Source organism: Streptococcus sp. HMSC066F01 (assembly GCF_001837335.1).
Lineage (GTDB): Bacteria > Bacillota > Bacilli > Lactobacillales > Streptococcaceae > Streptococcus > Streptococcus oralis_S.
Window position 1 is genome coordinate 334786 of sequence record NZ_KV832118.1, and the last position, 16905, is coordinate 351690.

Consider the following 16905-nt stretch of genomic DNA (forward strand, 5'->3'; position numbering starts at 1 on the left):
TAATCCAGACGAACTAAAAAAAGCGCTCGCTGCAATTGAACTTGCTAATGGAGGTGATCCAGCAGAAACGCCGACACCTGCACTCAATCAAATTGTTTCGACATATGATTGGTCAAAATCACCTAAAAATAAAAGGTTTGCTGTCCTATTATCCGATTTTCCAATTAAGGAGAATCCGTCAATTCCAACGATTGCAGACACAATTGCAACATTAACTGCAAATGGTATTGAGAGAATTGTAGCAACCTCAAGTCCTTACCAAAAATATTACAAAGGTTTTACTAATGATAATAGAATTTTGGATTTAAGTGAGCAATTTGGAGATACCTTGACTAAAGATGTGGCGTCTTTGATTGTTGAAACTGTGACTGAAGGACACAATTATAAGGTAACGAAAGATAATTACCAATTCTACCTAGAACGTCGTACAACACTACCAGTTGTTCAGACAGAGAATCCGATTCAAACGACCTCTCTTCCAGTAGCTACAGCTCATAAACAAGAAGCAGCTAAACTCCCTGATACAGGAAGTAATGATACAGCGAACTATGGTATTGTGGGAATTGGCCTCCTAATGGCTGGACTTGGCTTAACTGTAAGCAATAGAAAGTCAAAGGAACAGTAAACCTAACTGGAAGATTGTTTGTTAAAACATTGTGATAAAAAATAGGTAGTTTGTAGATGAAGTATGCAGATAAGCATAGGTATGACCTTCTGTATTATGGAGCACAAGCCGAAATTTTATGACGAGAAAAGATCCGTAAGGTTCTTTTTTCGATTTCGAGAAAATACTGCAAAAAAAAGCAAAAAGTGGTATAATGATAAGGTTATATAGTCCCGATAAGATGGTAGAAATTTCTATCAGTACTTTGTACTCGCAAAGAATGACGACTCCAAAGTCGCTCGTCCTTCTACGGTTGCCGCTATAACGCGGTCACCCTATGCGCCTTACTAGCTTCAGAAATAAAAAAACATCGTTTTTATTTCTTTCGCGTCGTAACTCTTAGACTATAGAAATACCTATCAGTACTTTGTAACTCTATAACAATATTTTTTAAGGGGGGACATTTTTATGTCAGAACGTAAATTATTCACGTCTGAATCTGTATCTGAGGGGCATCCAGATAAGATTGCAGACCAAATTTCAGATGCGATTTTGGATGCTATTTTAGCTAAAGATCCAGATGCGCACGTTGCTGCTGAGACAGCTGTCTACACTGGTTCCGTCCATGTTTTTGGTGAAATTTCTACACATGCTTATGTGGATATTAACCGTGTGGTTCGTGACACCATTGCAGAGATTGGTTATACGAATACAGAATATGGTTTTTCTGCGGAGACGGTGGGAGTTCATCCGTCACTTGTTGAGCAGTCACCAGATATCGCCCAAGGGGTTAACGAAGCCTTGGAGGTTCGTGGAAATGCAGATCAAGATCCGCTTGACTTGATTGGAGCTGGAGACCAAGGGCTCATGTTTGGATTTGCGGTGGATGAGACAGAAGAACTCATGCCATTGCCAATCTCACTCAGCCACAAGCTAGTTCGTCGTTTGGCAGAACTTCGTAAGTCTGGTGAAATCAGCTATCTCCGTCCAGATGCTAAATCACAAGTTACAGTTGAGTATGATGAAAATGACCGTCCGGTACGTGTGGACACAGTCGTGATTTCAACTCAGCACGATCCAGAAGTTAGCAATGAACAAATTCACAATGATGTGATTAGCAAGGTTATCAAAGAAGTTATTCCAGCCTCTTACTTGGATGAGCAAACAAAATTCTTCATCAATCCAACTGGTCGCTTTGTAATCGGTGGACCTCAAGGGGACTCAGGTTTGACTGGTCGTAAGATCATCGTGGATACCTATGGTGGCTATTCTCGTCATGGCGGTGGTGCCTTCTCTGGTAAGGATGCGACGAAGGTGGACCGTTCAGCCTCTTATGCAGCTCGCTACATTGCCAAGAACATCGTTGCAGCAGGTCTTGCTAAGAAGGCAGAAGTACAATTGGCCTATGCCATCGGTGTGGCCCAGCCTGTTTCCGTTCGTATCGATACTTTTGGTACAGGAACAGTAGCTGAAAGCAAGCTTGAAAAAGCAGCGCGTCAAATCTTTGACCTTCGCCCTGCAGGAATTATTCAAATGCTGGACCTTAAACGTCCAATTTACCGTCAAACAGCGGCTTATGGACATATGGGACGTACAGATATTGACCTTCCATGGGAACGTTTGGACAAGGTAGAGGCTTTGAAAGAAGCTGTGAAATAAAATGAAAAAGATTGGTAGTTGTGTACTACCAATCTTTTTTGCAAAAGAAAACCAGCTTTTGGCTGGTCTTCTTATTTTATAGGGATTGAAATCTCAATCAATTTATCAGAATAAAGCGTCTTGATATTGGCTTCATCAATGCTTTCCTTGTCGATTTTACGTTTTAAGAAGAAGTCTTGGATAGTTTCGATTTCAGGTTCACGAATAGCACGGTGTTTGTTGGAAATGAGGATTTCATAGTGAAGCGGGGCTTGTGTGAAAACTACATCTGTGTTTCCAGCAGAATAGACCTCGACAAGAGTTGCGTCTGTGCTTTCTAATTGGCTTTTAACAAGTTGCGAGTGTGAATTAGTCGTGTTGATAAGCTTCATAACAGTTCCTCCGATTTTCTAACTCTATTATAGCACTTTTTGGATAAAATCGTGTATTTTAGCCAATTCCATGCTGGATTTTCCAAGCTTCAATTCCCCATTTATGGCTACCACGTTTGAGCTTTTCAATAGCCTCGTCAATAGGGAACCAAGCAATATGATTAAAATCTTCCAGTGGTTTTTGTGCTTCTTTGAAAGAAATAGCTTCATAGAGATACGCTGGATTGTAGTAGTAGGTATCACGGTGGCGAGAGTAGAAATACTCATCAGCTTGCCCATAATAGGTTCCAATTTCAGCTGTAAAGCCAAGTTCTTCGATCAGTTCTCTTTTTAGTGCTTCTTGATGATCTTCGCCAGCTTCAATTTCTCCACCTGGCAAGAACCAAGCACCATTGGGAGCTTGAACTAGGACAATTTGTTTTTTCTCCGCATCCGGAATAACTGCGTACACACCATAGCGGGGCTGGTAGGTCACATTCACTTTTTTTTCACCAAAAGTTGGGTTTGCCATTGCATTTTCCTCATTCTCTAGTATCTTTATTATTATCATAATGGACGAGGGGCAAGCTGTCAAGAATAAACCAACGAACTGGTGCAGAAAAAGCTACTTTGTCTTGGTCAATCCTTGTCTCGTTAAACTTTCTAGACCTAGTACTATAACTGGTATAATAAAAGAGAGGTGATTTTATGGCAGAATCAAGACTATTTCGTATCCTATATCTACTTTTAGAAAAAGGCAGTGCAACAGCTCCTGAATTAGCCCGATTATTTGAAGTATCTGTACGAACGATTTATCGTGATATTGAGCGGTTGAGTATGGCAGGGATTCCCCTTTATTCGATACCTGGGAAGACGGGCGGAATCTTTTTAATGAAGAACTTTGTTCTGGATCGTACTCTCGTATCGGAGGATGAAAAATTAGAACTTCTGTCAGCTTTGCAAGGGATTCAAGCCCTGACCGATGACAGGCAAGATATGTTACTTGAAAAGTTGGAATCTATTTTTCAAGTTTCTCCCAGCCCTTGGATAGAAGTAGACATGACTGACTGGAGAAAGCGAGAAGGTCAAAAAGAATTATTTGATAACATCAAACATGCTATTCTAGAGAAAAGGCAACTGGTGATTACTTATCTAGGTGGGTGTGGTCAGAAAACGATTCGTACAGTCGAACCCTTTAGACTCGTATTTAAAAAGAGAGATTGGTACCTTCATGCCTACTGTTGTTTGAAGGAAGAGTGGCGTTTTTTCAAATTGTCTAGAATTAGGAACTATCACCTAACAACTGAAACTGTGAAGCAGAAAAATGTGGAGGATTGGGTTGATGGTTCAGATCAAGTGGCACATCAAATCAAAGTTTCCTTGAAGTTTAGTCCCAAGCTTGCTTTCCGGGTTTATGAAGATTTTTCAGAAGATGAGATTAGCTTGGGGAAAGATGGGTGTTATTATGTCAAGACAGTCCTACCAGAGCATGAAAGTCTGTATACTTACCTCCTGTCTTATCTAGATGGGGTGGAAATACTCGCCCCCAATCATCTGAAGAAGGAATTGCTTTCTAGATTAGAAAAAATCCAAAAACTTTACAAACCTTGACAAAAGATGTCAGGGTTTTGGTGCTATACTAGAGATAGAAAGGAGAAGAACCAAATGAAATACGAATGGAGAAAAGAAGCAAAAAATCTTTATCAAGTGAAAGCTAGGCCCAGCATCTTGCAGGTGCCAGGTCAATCCTATATCGTGATTGATGGTAAAGGTGATCCAAATCAAGAAGATTTTTCAGAACGCGTAGGGGCCTTATATGCCTTAGCCTATGCGATAAAGATGAAGTATAAAAAAGCTCCTCTGGATGAGGTTTACACGGATTTTACAGTCTTTCCTTTAGAAGGTGTATGGAAAAAGGAGAAGGAGGGAGAACTGGTAAAAAGTGAGCTTTCTTATAGCATTATGATTGGGCAACCCGATTTTATTACGCGAGAACTATTTGAGGTAGCTCTGAACGAGGTCAAAATCAAGAAGCCAAATCCTCTCTATGAGGCTATTCGTTTTGAAATGATAGAAGAAGGCCAAATCCTTGCTATGCTTCATGTAGGACCTTTTGATACTGAAAATGAGACTTTTGCAGAGATGGATCATTTTTGTCAACTTCATAAACTCAAAAGAACTTCGGAAGTCCACCGAGAAATTTATCTCAATAACCTTCATCGAACGGAGCCAAGCAAATTAAAAACAATTCTTCGCTATCAAGTTCAAGAAGAGAATTAAAAAAAAGAACAGGAAATCTTGTTTCCTGTTCTTTTTATGAGATTTATTCTTCTATTTCAGAAGCAATCTCTTCTGTTTTCTCAGTTTTTTTGGCAGATTTGATTTGAATATTGCCATTGCTTGTCATAACTGCCTTGAGGTCTTTTTCACTTGGGTTTTCAAGGTAGAAGTCAGTGATGGCATCCTCGATATGGTCTTGAATAGTACGGCGGAGTGGGCGTGCCCCCATTTTTGGATCATAACCTAAGTCAACCAACTTTTCCTTGACCTTGTCTGTCACATCGAGGTGGATATTGTTGCTAGAGAGGCGTTTGTTGACATCCGCTAGCATGAGTTCGACGATTTGGAGAAGGTTGTCCTTGCTGAGAGGTTTAAATTCGATGATGCCGTCAAAACGGTTCATAAACTCTGGGCTAAAGAAGTTACCGAGTTCACCGAGGACAGAGTTGGTTCGACCTTCACGAGCAGCTCCAAAACCAACGCTGGCTTCGGCCTTACCGGTACCCGCATTTGAAGTCATGATAATGATAGCATCTTTAAAGCTAACTGTTCGTCCTTGCCCATCAGTCAAACGACCATCGTCCAATACTTGAAGGAACATGTGCATCACATCTGGGTGGGCTTTTTCAACTTCATCGAGAAGGATGAGAGAGTAAGGATTGCGACGAACTTTTTCAGTCAGTTGACCAGCTTCGTCATAGCCTACATAGCCTGGAGGGGCTCCGACCAATTTAGCCACACTGTGTTTTTCCATGTATTCACTCATATCAAAGCGAATCATGCTGTCAGCAGAACCAAAGAGCTCAATGGCTAGTTGTTTGGAAAGTTCTGTCTTACCGACACCAGTTGGTCCGACAAAGAGGAAGCTTCCGATTGGGCGGTTAGGAGTTCCAAGTCCAACACGATTACGACGGATGGCCTTAGCAATCTTATCGACAGCTTCATCTTGACCAATGACATGAGCTTTGAGGTCGTCTGCTAGATGGATAAGCTGAGACTGTTCTTTTTCTTTGAGTTCTCCAACAGGGATATTGGTTTTCTGCTCAATGATATGTTCGATTGTTTTCTCGCTAATGATAGGAGTATCCTGATCGGTCACCTTGTTCTTCTGCATTTCCTTGTACTTGGCAATCTGATCGCGGAAATAGGCAGCCTTTTCAAAGTCTTCCTCTCGAGTAGCTTGAGCCTTGAGATTCTCAGCTTCAATTAAACGCTGATCAATCACTTTAGGATCAACAAAGTTCAGCGTCAGATTCATCTTAGAACCAGCTTCATCTAACAGGTCAATAGCCTTGTCTGGCAAGAAGCGGTCTTGGATATAGCGATTGGAAAGATTTGCAGCAGCTTCGATAGCAGCGTCTGTGTACTTGACGTGATGGTAGTCTTCGTATTTCTTTTGAACCCCTTTGAGGATGATAATGGTTTCTTCGACAGTTGGTTCATCAACTTTGACAGGCTGCATACGGCGTTCCAAAGCAGCATCTTTTTCAATGATACGGTATTCATTGAGAGTAGTGGCACCAACCAATTGCAATTCACCACGGGCAAGGGCTGGTTTGAGGATATTTCCTGCATCCATATTGCCATCGCCAGCAGATCCAGCGCCAACAATTTCATGGATTTCATCGATAAAGAGGATGATGTCCTCGCGTTTGCGAATTTCTTCCATGAGTTTTTGCATACGTTCCTCAAATTGGCCTCGGATCCCTGTTCCTTGAACTAGGCTAACCACATCCAGACGGATGACCTGCTTGCCTTGGAGTTTATGGGGAACATCACCATCGACAATCTTCTGAGCTAGACCTTCTACAACAGCTGTTTTACCAACACCAGGTTCTCCGATAAGAACAGGATTGTTCTTGGTTCTTCGGTTGAGGATTTCGATAACTCGGATAATCTCCTCATCTCGACCGATAACAGGGTCAATATCTCCTCGACGGGCAATCTCAGTAATATTGATACCATATTCCTCTAGGAGTCCTTTTTCTTGACTAGGAGGTGTTTGAAGTGGGCCTCGGTTTTGAGGTCCATAACCACCGTTTCCTCCATATCCCCCACCAGATTGAGTTGGAGGGACGTTATTAGAAGAAGGTTTGAAATTGTTCAAGTCATTGAAAAAGTCGCCGAATGGATCAAAGTCATGATTGTTTAAGTCAGTCATTCCTTTAAAGAGGGTATTATTTGGATCTGTTTTGATAATTTTATAGCAGTTTTGACAAAGATCAATTTGCTTTTGCTGTCCATTGATATTGGTATACAGATGAATTGTTGAGTCGTTAATTTTACAGTTTTGACAGAGCATAACATCTACCTCATTTCATTCTTATACTTGGCCTAAGAAAAAGGTCAAGAATAGTCAAAGTTTTATACTCTCATTATAGCATGATTAAGGTGTAAAGCAAGTAAAAAGATTGGGAAGTGGTCGTTTTTAAAAGAAGGATTTATGGAGAATCCAGCGACATTGAAGGTAAGAAAAAATCCCATTTGCGGTGACAAAAAGGATTCTCATTCATCGGGCCTTACTGCCCGTTGTTTTTATATTAGTAAAGGAGTTCGTAGATCTCCATTGCAATCAAATCAATGCTATCAAAGGTATAAGTTTCACGAGCTTCTACATCGCGAAGGGTGAAGAGTGATCCGTTTTCTTCGTCGTGGCTGTATGCAACTTCTGCGACAACAACACCTTCACGTTCAAAATTACGTTTTAGATTTCCACCATCTTTTGTCATTGCTTCTAGGCGGTTAATGATTCTAACCAAATGTGATTCCATTTTGATTCTCCTCCATTTCTTATCGTTTCTATTTTACCATAAACAAGAGGTAGTTGACTAGAAAAAAACTGTGATTTCTCTCTATTTCTCTATTCTATCAAGTTAATTGTTAAAATTAGGGAAAAAGGATTGCATTTTAATTCAATTCATGTTATAATCATACAATCTAATACATAGAAAGTTGATTGAATATGAATTTTTCTTTTTTACCAAAGTATTTACCATATTTTAACTATGGTGCTCTGATTACCGTATTGATTTCCATCCTTGTTGTTTGCTTAGGGACCATTATAGGTGTGTTACTGGCCTTTGCTCAACGTTCACGCTTTAAACCGCTCGTTTGGTTTGCAAATGTCTATGTTTGGATCTTCCGTGGTACTCCAATGATGGTTCAAATAATGATTGCCTTTGCCCTTATGCATATCAATGCTCCGACTATTCAAGTGGGAATTTTAGGAGTTGATCTTTCTCGTTTGATTCCTGGTATTCTGATTATTTCTATGAATAGTGGAGCTTACGTTTCAGAAACTGTTCGTGCGGGGATCAATGCGGTTCCTAAAGGGCAGTTAGAGGCTGCTTACTCTCTTGGTATTCGTCCGAAAAATGCCATGCGTTATGTCATTTTGCCTCAAGCTATCAAAAATATTCTTCCAGCTCTTGGAAATGAATTTATCACCATTATCAAGGATAGTTCCCTCTTGTCTGCGATTGGGGTGATGGAGTTGTGGAATGGTGCAACGACAGTAGCAACAACAACTTATTTACCGTTGACTCCCCTTTTATTTGCAGCCTTTTATTACTTGATTATGACCTCTGTTTTGACAGTGGCGTTGAAAGCATTTGAAAAACATATTGGACAAGGAGACAAGAAATAATGACAGAAACCTTGATTAAAATTGAAGAACTACATAAGTCTTTTGGGAAAAATGAAGTTTTAAAAGGCATCAACCTTGAGATTAAACGAGGAGAAGTTGTGGTCATTATCGGTCCGTCAGGGAGCGGGAAATCAACCCTCCTTCGTTCGATGAATCTACTTGAAGAAGCAAGTAAAGGTAAGGTTATCTTTGAAGGAGTTGATATCACAGATAAGAAAAATGACCTTTTTGCCATGCGTGAAAAGATGGGTATGGTATTCCAACAATTCAACCTCTTTCCCAATATGACAGTGATGGAAAATATCACTTTGTCACCAATTAAAACCAAAGGTGAAAGCAAGGAAGTTGCGGAGAAAAGAGCACAGGAACTGTTAGAAAAAGTTGGCTTGCCAGACAAGGCGACGGCTTATCCACAGAGTTTGTCAGGTGGTCAGCAACAACGGATTGCTATTGCACGTGGACTTGCTATGGAACCAGATGTTTTGCTCTTTGATGAGCCGACTTCAGCCCTAGACCCTGAGATGGTTGGAGAAGTTCTAGCTGTTATGCAAGACCTTGCCAAGTCAGGGATGACTATGGTGATTGTGACTCATGAAATGGGCTTTGCGCGTGAGGTAGCAGACCGTGTCATCTTTATGGCGGATGGAGTTGTTGTCGAAGATGGGACACCAGAGGAGATTTTCGATCAAACAAAAGAACAACGAACCAAGGAATTTTTGAGTAAGGTTTTGTAATACCTCATTTTTAGAAGAAATGGAGTAGGCATCATGGCTTCCAGTAAAGAATATTTAGATTTTATTCTCGAACAGCTATCAGAGCTAGAGGAGATGAGTTATCGTCCAATGATGGGAGAGTATATCCTTTATTATCGTGGGAAGATTATTGGGGGAATCTATGATAATCGTTTGTTACTGAAGCCTGTGAAGCTGGTCATGGATCAACTGGGACAGACTAGGCTTGAACGTCCTTATGAAGGAGCTAAGGAGATGATTTTGATAGAAGACATTGAAGATAAATCATTTCTAATGAGATTAATCAAGGAGATGTATGAAGTCTTACCGGCTCCAAAAGTCAAAAAGAAAGCATGACAGATTCACCTAGTATAAATAGGCATAAAAGCTCGACAAGGGCTTTTTCTTATAGTTTCAGACTATAGGGTCCATTAGGCAAGAAGTGTTAGAATGGCGAGTTATTTTTTGATATAATAGAGGATATTTGATAGAAAAGAGAAGAGATATGGCACAGATTATTGATGGGAAGGCTCTTGCAGCTAAGTTACAAGGACAGTTGGCTGAAAAGACTGCCAAACTAAAAGAAGAAACAGGTCTAGTTCCAGGATTGGTAGTGATTTTGGTGGGGGACAATCCTGCCAGCCAAGTCTACGTTCGCAACAAGGAACGGTCAGCTCTCGCTACTGGCTTCCGTAGTGAAGTAGTGCGAGTTCCAGAGACCATTACCCAAGCGGAATTGTTAGACTTGATTGCCAAATACAATCAAGATCCAGCTTGGCATGGGATTTTGGTTCAATTACCTTTGCCAAAACATATTGACGAAGAGGCAGTTTTATTAGCTATTGACCCCGAAAAAGACGTGGATGGTTTCCATCCCCTAAACATGGGTCGCCTCTGGTCTGGTCATCCAGTTATGATTCCTTCAACACCTGCAGGAATTATGGAGATGTTTCATGAATATGGGATTGATCTAGAAGGTAAAAATGCGGTTGTCATCGGTCGTTCAAATATTGTTGGAAAACCGATGGCTCAGCTTCTTTTAGCCAAGAATGCGACTGTGACTTTGACTCACTCACGCACCCATCATCTTGCCAAGGTTGCTGCTAAGGCGGATATTCTTGTGGTTGCAATCGGTCGCGCTAAGTTTGTGACTGCTGACTTTGTCAAACCAGGAGCGGTTGTCATTGACGTTGGGATGAACCGAGATGAAAATGGCAAGCTTTGTGGAGATGTTGATTATGATGCTGTTGCACCACTTGCTAGTCACATCACTCCTGTACCTGGTGGAGTTGGTCCTATGACTATTACTATGCTAATGGAGCAAACCTATCAGGCAGCGCTTCGAACACTAAACAAGGACTAGGAAAATGAAATTCGTATTTGACCTGGATGGAACGCTATCTTTTGACTACATGACCATAGATGAGGAGATTCAGCAGGTTCTTTTAAAGGCTGAAGATTATGGGCATGAGCTTGTGTTTGCCTCAGCCCGCTCTTATCGGGATTGTTTGGGTTTATTAGGTTCTGAACTCAGTCAGCGCTTAGTCATAGGTTTGAATGGTGGCGTAGCCTATCATTTGGGGAAGGCTATCTTCGAAAGGAATCTTGATGCTAGAGTTTATCAGGCGCTAGTGGATTATTGCCAGACTTATAATCTCCCTTTCTTTGTAGATGATTGCTTTGACTATAGTGGACAGATTGTAGAGAAGATTCCATTTATTTCCAGTGTGGATCCCCTAAAGGTGGCTCGTCATCAGAAACTTGAGGACTTAGGGACTCCGATTAAGGTAGTCGTTTATATGGGTGACCATGAGGATTTGCTTGATGATCTGCTTGGTCAGCTAGAAAGACTAGGCCAGGCTCATCTCTCCTATCATGCGCATGAAAAGTGCCTTTATGTTAATCCCTTGGATACTCATAAGGCGACAACTGTTGAAAAGTTATGCGGGGAGAACTTCATCGCTTTTGGAAATGACCAAAACGATATTGAATTGTTTAAAACGTCTCTTTATTCAGTCCAGATAGGAGACTTTGCTGGCCTTACTCCATATGCAGATGACACGTTAGAGCTAAAAGGAGAACCTTCTCCAGCAGTGGCAGCTAAAATCTTACAGACCTTTGCGGAATTTAAGGGAAAATAGTGTAGAAGGAGGTTTGCCCCTCCTTTTGTAGTATAATGGAGTGAGAGGAAAAATCGATGAAAGTGATTGATCAAACTTTATTAGAAAAAGTTATTATTGAACGTTGTCGTCACAGCCATAAGGGAGATTACGGTCGCCTGCTCTTGCTGGGAGGGACCTATCCTTATGGGGGAGCTATCATCATGTCAGCCATTGCAGCTGTCAAAAGCGGGGCAGGGTTGGTGACTGTTGGCACGGATAAGGAAAATATTCCGGCTCTGCACAGTCATTTACCTGAGGCCATGGCATTTTCTCTTCAAGATCAGCAATTGTTAAAAGAGCAGTTGGAAAAGGCAGAAGTTGTCTTGCTAGGTCCGGGTTTGCGAGAGGATGCATTCGGAGAAGAACTCGTAAAACGGGTCTTTGACAGCCTTAGAAAAGACCAGATTTTGATTGCAGATGGCGGTGCTTTGGGCATCTTAGCAAAAGCTCATTTGACATTCCCATCTAGTCAGCTCATCCTAACCCCACACCAAAAGGAATGGGAAAGACTGTCTGGTATAGTTCTTGACCATCAAAATACAGAGGCGACTGCTAGGGCTCTTTCTGCTTTTCCTCAAAGGACGATTCTAGTCGAGAAGGGTTCAGCGACTCGTATCTGGAAAGCTGGTCAGTCTGAATATTATCAGTTACAGGTTGGAGGTCCCTATCAAGCAACTGGTGGGATGGGAGATACTCTGGCTGGGATGATTGCAGGTTTTGCAGGTCAGTTTCACCAAGTCAGTCTCTATGAGAGAGTGGTGGCAGCAACTCACCTTCATTCAGCTATTGCGCAAGAACTAGCTCAAGAAAACTACCTTGTCTTGCCTACCGAAATTAGTAAAGCTCTTCCGAAAACAATGAAAAAAATATCTCAAAAAGGCAGCTAATACCTTGGTTGCCTTTTTATGTTGATGTAGCTTTGTTGATAAGGTTTTCAAATACCTCAGAACTAGCGACCAACTGCTGAACTTGCGTGAAATTCTCACTTTTAAGGTCTTGATTTTTACTCAAACTCGCAAGGAAAGCGAGATTGTTATCAAAGTTGAGGGGTGTCAAATCATGCTTTTTTTGATATAATTTTTAATGATGAATGCGAGAAATGATCGGTATGTGGTCGTTGATTTAGAGGCGACCAGCACCGGAAGCAAGGCAAAAATTATTCAAGTAGGCATTGTGGTGATTGAGAATGGTGAAATCATTGATCAGTATGCGACCGATGTCAATCCCCATGAACCCTTGGATTCTCATATCAAAGAATTAACGGGTCTGACCGATCAGCGTTTGGCTGCGGCACCAGAGTTTTCTCAGGTGGCCGGAAAAATTTTTGAATTGGTTAAGGACGGTATTTTTGTTGCGCACAATGTACAGTTTGATGCCAACCTTCTTGCAGAATTTCTCTTTTTTGAAGGATATGAATTGCGTACACCGCGGGTGGATACAGTTGAGCTTGCCCAAGTTCTATATCCTCAGTTTGAAAAGTATAACTTAGGTATCCTTTGTCAAGAGTTGGGCATTGAGCTGGAACATGCCCATACTGCCCTGTCAGATGCTCAGGCAACAGCTGAACTCTTGCTCTACATGCGTCAAAAACTATTTGAGTTACCAAAAGGGCTCTTAGAAAGCTTGCTAAAACTTGCAGACAACCTTCTCTATGAAAGTTATCTGGTGATTGAGGAGGTCTATCAGCAACAATCTCTCTTATCTTCGCCCGACTTGATGGAACTTCATGGGCTTTTCCTCAGAAAGGAAAGCAAAGCCTTAGTCCCACAAAAGTTATCCAAAGACTTTGCTAAAAACATTTCTTTATTGGGGCTGGAGGAACGTCCACAGCAGCTGGATTTTGCGGAGAAGGTTGAGCAATTATTGGAAGAACACCAAACTTCCTTTATCCAAGCCCAAACGGGACTGGGCAAGACTTATGGTTATCTCCTTCCAGCTTTGAACTCGGAGAGTGAAGCTGGAATCCTAGTGAGCGTTCCGACCAAAATTCTTCAAAATCAAATCATGCAAGAAGAAGGTCAGCGCTTAAAAGAGGTCTTCCATCTGGAAATTCATAGTCTCAAGGGGCCTCAAAATTACTTGAAACTGGATGCCTTTCACCGAGTCCTCCATCGACCGGAGTCCAATCGCCTTTTCACACGTTTTAAAATGCAACTGCTCATCTGGTTAACAGAGACAGAGACTGGTGACTTGGACGAAATCGGGCAGCTTTATCGCTACCAGCACTTTCTGCCGGAACTAGTCCACGATGGTAAGCTTTCAAAGAAAAGTTTATTTGCTACAGAGGATTTTTGGAAACGAGGGCAGGAAAAGGCCGAGACCAGTCGTGTTCTTCTGACCAATCATGCCTATCTGGTCACTCGTTTGGAAGACAATCCCGAGTTTGTCGACAATCGTTTGGTGATTTTGGATGAAGCTCAAAAAATGCTGCTAGCTCTCGAAAATCTAGCCCAGCAGGCTTATCGCCTAGAGGATCTTGTAACTCAAATTGAAAAGTCCTTAGAGTCAGAGGAAGATTTGGTTCAGAAACGCTTGCTTGAGAGTATCGGCTTTGAATGTCGTTACTTGATGGAGCACTATCAGTCAGGCCTTAAGAATGGAAAGTGGTTGGATTCTCTCGAAGAGTTGCGCCAGCATTTTTCGGAGTTAGCTCTCCCAGAGTATCGAGAGCTTGCAAACTTTTTCACCTCGGACCGTGAATTTTGGCTTGCTACAGCAGAGAAATCGAGCAAGGATGTCTTGATTTGTTCAAGTAAAAAAGGCCGCTTTATACTAGCAGACTTATTGCCAGAAGATTGTAGGCTCCTAGGAGTATCGGCTACTCTTGAAATCAGCAATCGGGTTTCCCTAGCAGATTTATTGGGATTTCCGGATGCTCCACTTGTTAGGCTTGATGTAGCAAAACAGGAGCAACAAGAAGTCTTTCTAGTCAATGATTTTCCTCTTGTGACAGAAGTTTCGCCTGTTGACTATGCTAGTGAAGTGGCTTCTGTCATTCGAAGCTTACAAGCCTTTCAAGAACCCTTATTGGTTTTGTTTACCTCAAAAGAGATGTTGCTGGCAGTTTCGGACCTGCTAGACCAACCGCATCTAGCTCAGTATAAAAATGGGGAACCAAGCCAACTGAAAAAACGTTTTGAAAAAGGCGAACGCCAGATCTTGCTTGGAACAGGTAGTTTCTGGGAAGGAGTTGATTTTTCAACCCATCCTTGCGTGATCCAAGTGATTCCGAGATTGCCTTTCCAAAATCCCCAAGAACCGTTAACCAAAAAATTAAACCAAGAACTGCGTCAAGAAGGGAAGAATCCTTTCTATGATTATCAGTTACCGATGGCGATCATTCGACTAAAGCAAGCCCTTGGTCGTACTGTTAGACGATCTGACCAAGGTTCGATTGCTCTAATCTTAGACAGTCGTGTCGTTAGCAAGCGTTACGGCAAACAAATCGCTCAGGCCTTGTCAAAAGAAAGGGCTGTTCAGGTTCTTTCTAGAGAACAGCTAGAGCCTGCTGTAGCTGATTTTCTCCAATCTCGTCGCAATAGAATGAAAGAAAAATCCTAGAAAGAGAAAAGGTAAAAAATATGAAACGTTCCTTCGACTCTCGAGTCGATTATAGCCTCCTCCTACCAGTGTTTTGTTTACTGGTGATTGGAGTAGCGGCCATTTATATAGCAGTTAGTCATGACTATCCAAATAATGTATTACCAATTCTAGGTCAGCAAATCGCTTGGATTGCCTTGGGTCTTGTCATTGGATTTGTGGTCATGTTCTTTAATACCGAGTTTTTATGGAAGGTGACTCCCTATCTTTATGGTCTAGGGCTAGCTTTGATGGTCCTACCTCTTGTTTTCTACAATCCAAATCTTGTAGCGTCAACAGGTGCCAAGAACTGGGTATCGATTGGTGGAACGACACTTTTCCAGCCATCGGAGTTCATGAAGATTTCCTATATCTTGATGTTGGCTCGAGCCATTGTAAGATTCACTCAGAAACACAAGGAATGGCGACGGACTATTCCCTTGGATTTCCTACTGATTGGTTGGATGATTGCCTTTACCATCCCAGTCTTGATCCTCTTAGCCCTACAAAGTGACTTGGGGACTGCCTTGGTCTTTGTAGCTATTTTTGCAGGCATGGTTCTCCTTTCAGGTGTTTCGTGGAAGATTATCATTCCTGTTTTTGCGACAGGAGTGACTGCAGTTGTAGGCTTCATGGCCATCTTTATAAGCAAGGATGGACGTGCCTTCTTGCATCAGATTGGGATGCCAACCTACCAGATCAACCGCATCTTGGCTTGGCTCAATCCCTTTGACTTTGCGCAAACAACGACTTACCAACAGGCGCAGGGACAAATTGCTATTGGAAGTGGTGGCTTGTTTGGACAAGGTTTCAATGTGTCCAATCTCCTCATTCCAGTACGCGAGAGCGATATGATTTTCACCGTAATTGCTGAAGACTTTGGCTTTATTGGTTCGGTCTTTGTGGTTGCCCTGTACTTGCTTCTTATTTATCGGATGTTGAAGATTACACTTAAGTCAAACAACCAGTTCTACACCTATATTTCGACTGGTTTTATCATGATGTTGCTCTTCCATATCTTTGAAAATATCGGTGCCGTGACAGGCTTACTTCCTTTGACAGGGATTCCTCTGCCATTTATTTCTCAAGGGGGATCCGCAATTATTAGTAACCTCATCGGTGTCGGTCTCCTCTTGTCTATGAGTTACCAGACCAATCTAGCAGAAGAGAAAAGTGGAAAAGTTCCATTCAAACGAAAGAAAGTTGTCCTAAAACAAATCAAATAAGGAGGCCACTATGGCAAAAGTAGCAGTTATTTTAGCCCAGGGTTTTGAAGAAATTGAAGCCTTGACAGTAGTTGATGTCTTGCGTCGAGCAAACATTTCATGTGATATGGTAGGATTTGAAGAGCAGGTGACAGGATCGCATGGCATTCAGGTGAAAGCTGATCGTGTTTTTGATGGCGATTTGTCCGACTATGACTTGGTCGTTCTTCCGGGTGGTATGCCAGGCTCAGCTCACCTACGAGATAATCAAGCGCTCATTTCACAGATTAAAGCCTTTAACCAAGCTGGAAAGAAAATTGCTGCCATCTGTGCAGCCCCAATCGCTCTTCATCAAGCAGGTGTCCTGAAAGACAAGCACTTTACTTGTTATGACGGAGTTCAGGAGCAAATTACTGACGGAATTTATCAAAAGCAAACAGTAGTTGTGGATGGCAATCTAACAACTAGCCGAGGACCGTCAACCGCACTTGCCTTTGCCTATGAATTGGTAGAGCAATTAGGAGGAGATGCTGAAAGTTTACGAGACGGCATGCTCTATCGAGATGTCTTTGGAAATCAACAGTAAGACGAGAGTTCGGCTCTCGTTTTTTAATTTACTCCATGTCTAAAAAATGTTTCATATGATTGTCTTGCGATTTTATATCAAACTTTTATAAATCAATCAAGAT

At 41.8% G+C, this 16905-nt stretch carries 17 protein-coding genes; 13 read left to right on the forward strand and 4 right to left on the reverse strand.

The window, feature by feature from the left end:
- Positions 1-625: LPXTG cell wall anchor domain-containing protein (locus HMPREF2655_RS05935; protein ID WP_142352136.1), on the forward strand; the 625-nt coding region annotated here is incomplete at its 5' end.
- 447 nt (positions 626-1072) lie between these two features.
- Positions 1073-2263, forward strand: a complete 1191-nt coding sequence (gene metK, locus HMPREF2655_RS05940) for a methionine adenosyltransferase (protein WP_049549844.1) — start codon at positions 1073-1075, stop codon at positions 2261-2263.
- Between the two features lie 71 nt (positions 2264-2334).
- Here metK and HMPREF2655_RS05945 read toward each other — a convergent pair whose 3' ends face one another.
- Entirely contained in the window at positions 2335-2634 is a 300-nt protein-coding gene (locus HMPREF2655_RS05945; RefSeq protein WP_000767203.1) for a DUF1827 family protein, read from the reverse strand.
- A 58-nt stretch (positions 2635-2692) separates the two neighbouring features.
- The gene (locus HMPREF2655_RS05950) at positions 2693-3145 is read right to left on the reverse strand and encodes an NUDIX hydrolase (protein ID WP_065371688.1); all 453 of its coding nucleotides are present in this window, start codon (positions 3143-3145) and stop codon (positions 2693-2695) included.
- Positions 3146-3321: 176 nt separating this feature from the next.
- Between HMPREF2655_RS05950 and HMPREF2655_RS05955 the strand changes: the two genes are divergently transcribed.
- Both HMPREF2655_RS05955 and HMPREF2655_RS05960 read left to right on the forward strand, forming a co-directional pair.
- Positions 3322-4224 carry a helix-turn-helix transcriptional regulator gene (locus HMPREF2655_RS05955; protein WP_070838110.1) on the forward strand — a complete coding sequence of 301 codons (903 nt, stop codon included), beginning with the start codon at positions 3322-3324 and terminating at the stop codon, positions 4222-4224.
- A 54-nt stretch (positions 4225-4278) separates the two neighbouring features.
- Positions 4279-4893 carry a GyrI-like domain-containing protein gene (locus HMPREF2655_RS05960; protein WP_070838112.1) on the forward strand — a complete coding sequence of 205 codons (615 nt, stop codon included), beginning with the start codon at positions 4279-4281 and terminating at the stop codon, positions 4891-4893.
- Positions 4894-4936: 43 nt separating this feature from the next.
- On the opposite strand, the gene HMPREF2655_RS05965 is transcribed toward HMPREF2655_RS05960, so the two are convergent.
- Together HMPREF2655_RS05965 and HMPREF2655_RS05970 are read right to left on the reverse strand one after the other, a co-directional pair.
- The gene (locus HMPREF2655_RS05965; protein ID WP_042902514.1) at positions 4937-7195 is read right to left on the reverse strand and encodes an ATP-dependent Clp protease ATP-binding subunit; all 2259 of its coding nucleotides are present in this window, start codon (positions 7193-7195) and stop codon (positions 4937-4939) included.
- Between the two features lie 238 nt (positions 7196-7433).
- On the reverse strand, positions 7434-7664 hold the full coding sequence (locus tag HMPREF2655_RS05970; RefSeq protein WP_000443577.1) for a DUF1797 family protein: 231 nt from the start codon (positions 7662-7664) through the stop codon (positions 7434-7436).
- A 191-nt stretch (positions 7665-7855) separates the two neighbouring features.
- On the opposite strand from HMPREF2655_RS05970, the gene HMPREF2655_RS05975 reads away from it, so the two are divergent.
- The 9 genes from HMPREF2655_RS05975 (at position 7856) to HMPREF2655_RS06015 (ending at position 16802) form a co-directional block, all read left to right on the forward strand.
- Positions 7856-8539, forward strand: coding sequence for an amino acid ABC transporter permease (locus HMPREF2655_RS05975; RefSeq protein ID WP_001011622.1), 684 nt, complete (start codon positions 7856-7858; stop codon positions 8537-8539).
- The gene (locus tag HMPREF2655_RS05980) at positions 8539-9273 is read left to right on the forward strand and encodes an amino acid ABC transporter ATP-binding protein (protein WP_000140925.1); all 735 of its coding nucleotides are present in this window, start codon (positions 8539-8541) and stop codon (positions 9271-9273) included. The genes HMPREF2655_RS05975 and HMPREF2655_RS05980 overlap by 1 nt, the downstream gene beginning before the upstream one ends.
- A 33-nt stretch (positions 9274-9306) precedes the next feature.
- Positions 9307-9627: a TfoX/Sxy family protein gene (locus HMPREF2655_RS05985; RefSeq protein ID WP_070838114.1), complete on the forward strand. Its 321-nt coding sequence runs from the start codon at positions 9307-9309 to the stop codon at positions 9625-9627.
- Positions 9628-9775: 148 nt separating this feature from the next.
- Positions 9776-10633, forward strand: a complete 858-nt coding sequence (locus tag HMPREF2655_RS05990) for a bifunctional methylenetetrahydrofolate dehydrogenase/methenyltetrahydrofolate cyclohydrolase (RefSeq protein ID WP_070838116.1) — start codon at positions 9776-9778, stop codon at positions 10631-10633.
- A 4-nt stretch (positions 10634-10637) separates the two neighbouring features.
- Positions 10638-11411 carry an HAD hydrolase family protein gene (locus HMPREF2655_RS05995; protein WP_000673625.1) on the forward strand — a complete coding sequence of 258 codons (774 nt, stop codon included), beginning with the start codon at positions 10638-10640 and terminating at the stop codon, positions 11409-11411.
- Between the two features lie 56 nt (positions 11412-11467).
- Positions 11468-12319 (forward strand): NAD(P)H-hydrate dehydratase, encoded by an 852-nt coding sequence (locus HMPREF2655_RS06000; RefSeq protein WP_000863083.1) that lies wholly within the window; start codon positions 11468-11470, stop codon positions 12317-12319.
- A gap of 199 nt (positions 12320-12518) precedes the next feature.
- Positions 12519-14993, forward strand: coding sequence for a bifunctional DnaQ family exonuclease/ATP-dependent helicase (locus HMPREF2655_RS06005; RefSeq protein ID WP_070838357.1), 2475 nt, complete (start codon positions 12519-12521; stop codon positions 14991-14993).
- Between the two features lie 20 nt (positions 14994-15013).
- Positions 15014-16237 carry an FtsW/RodA/SpoVE family cell cycle protein gene (locus HMPREF2655_RS06010; RefSeq protein ID WP_049478874.1) on the forward strand — a complete coding sequence of 408 codons (1224 nt, stop codon included), beginning with the start codon at positions 15014-15016 and terminating at the stop codon, positions 16235-16237.
- Between the two features lie 10 nt (positions 16238-16247).
- Positions 16248-16802 (forward strand): DJ-1 family glyoxalase III, encoded by a 555-nt coding sequence (locus HMPREF2655_RS06015; protein ID WP_001140928.1) that lies wholly within the window; start codon positions 16248-16250, stop codon positions 16800-16802.
- Positions 16803-16905: the final 103 nt, after the last annotated feature.

Bases quoted from the DNA above. Each gene is read 5' to 3' on its own strand.
- metK (WP_049549844.1), top strand. From the start codon at position 1,073: ATGTCAGAACGTAAATTATTCACGTCTGAATCTGTATCTGAGGGGCAT.
- HMPREF2655_RS05945 (WP_000767203.1), bottom strand. From the start codon at position 2,634: ATGAAGCTTATCAACACGACTAATTCACACTCGCAACTTGTTAAAAGC.
- HMPREF2655_RS05950 (WP_065371688.1), bottom strand. From the start codon at position 3,145: ATGGCAAACCCAACTTTTGGTGAAAAAAAAGTGAATGTGACCTACCAG.
- HMPREF2655_RS05955 (WP_070838110.1), top strand. From the start codon at position 3,322: ATGGCAGAATCAAGACTATTTCGTATCCTATATCTACTTTTAGAAAAA.
- HMPREF2655_RS05960 (WP_070838112.1), top strand. From the start codon at position 4,279: ATGAAATACGAATGGAGAAAAGAAGCAAAAAATCTTTATCAAGTGAAA.
- HMPREF2655_RS05965 (WP_042902514.1), bottom strand. From the start codon at position 7,195: ATGCTCTGTCAAAACTGTAAAATTAACGACTCAACAATTCATCTGTAT.
- HMPREF2655_RS05970 (WP_000443577.1), bottom strand. From the start codon at position 7,664: ATGGAATCACATTTGGTTAGAATCATTAACCGCCTAGAAGCAATGACA.
- HMPREF2655_RS05975 (WP_001011622.1), top strand. From the start codon at position 7,856: ATGAATTTTTCTTTTTTACCAAAGTATTTACCATATTTTAACTATGGT.
- HMPREF2655_RS05980 (WP_000140925.1), top strand. From the start codon at position 8,539: ATGACAGAAACCTTGATTAAAATTGAAGAACTACATAAGTCTTTTGGG.
- HMPREF2655_RS05985 (WP_070838114.1), top strand. From the start codon at position 9,307: ATGGCTTCCAGTAAAGAATATTTAGATTTTATTCTCGAACAGCTATCA.
- HMPREF2655_RS05990 (WP_070838116.1), top strand. From the start codon at position 9,776: ATGGCACAGATTATTGATGGGAAGGCTCTTGCAGCTAAGTTACAAGGA.
- HMPREF2655_RS05995 (WP_000673625.1), top strand. From the start codon at position 10,638: ATGAAATTCGTATTTGACCTGGATGGAACGCTATCTTTTGACTACATG.
- HMPREF2655_RS06000 (WP_000863083.1), top strand. From the start codon at position 11,468: ATGAAAGTGATTGATCAAACTTTATTAGAAAAAGTTATTATTGAACGT.
- HMPREF2655_RS06005 (WP_070838357.1), top strand. From the start codon at position 12,519: ATGAATGCGAGAAATGATCGGTATGTGGTCGTTGATTTAGAGGCGACC.
- HMPREF2655_RS06010 (WP_049478874.1), top strand. From the start codon at position 15,014: ATGAAACGTTCCTTCGACTCTCGAGTCGATTATAGCCTCCTCCTACCA.
- HMPREF2655_RS06015 (WP_001140928.1), top strand. From the start codon at position 16,248: ATGGCAAAAGTAGCAGTTATTTTAGCCCAGGGTTTTGAAGAAATTGAA.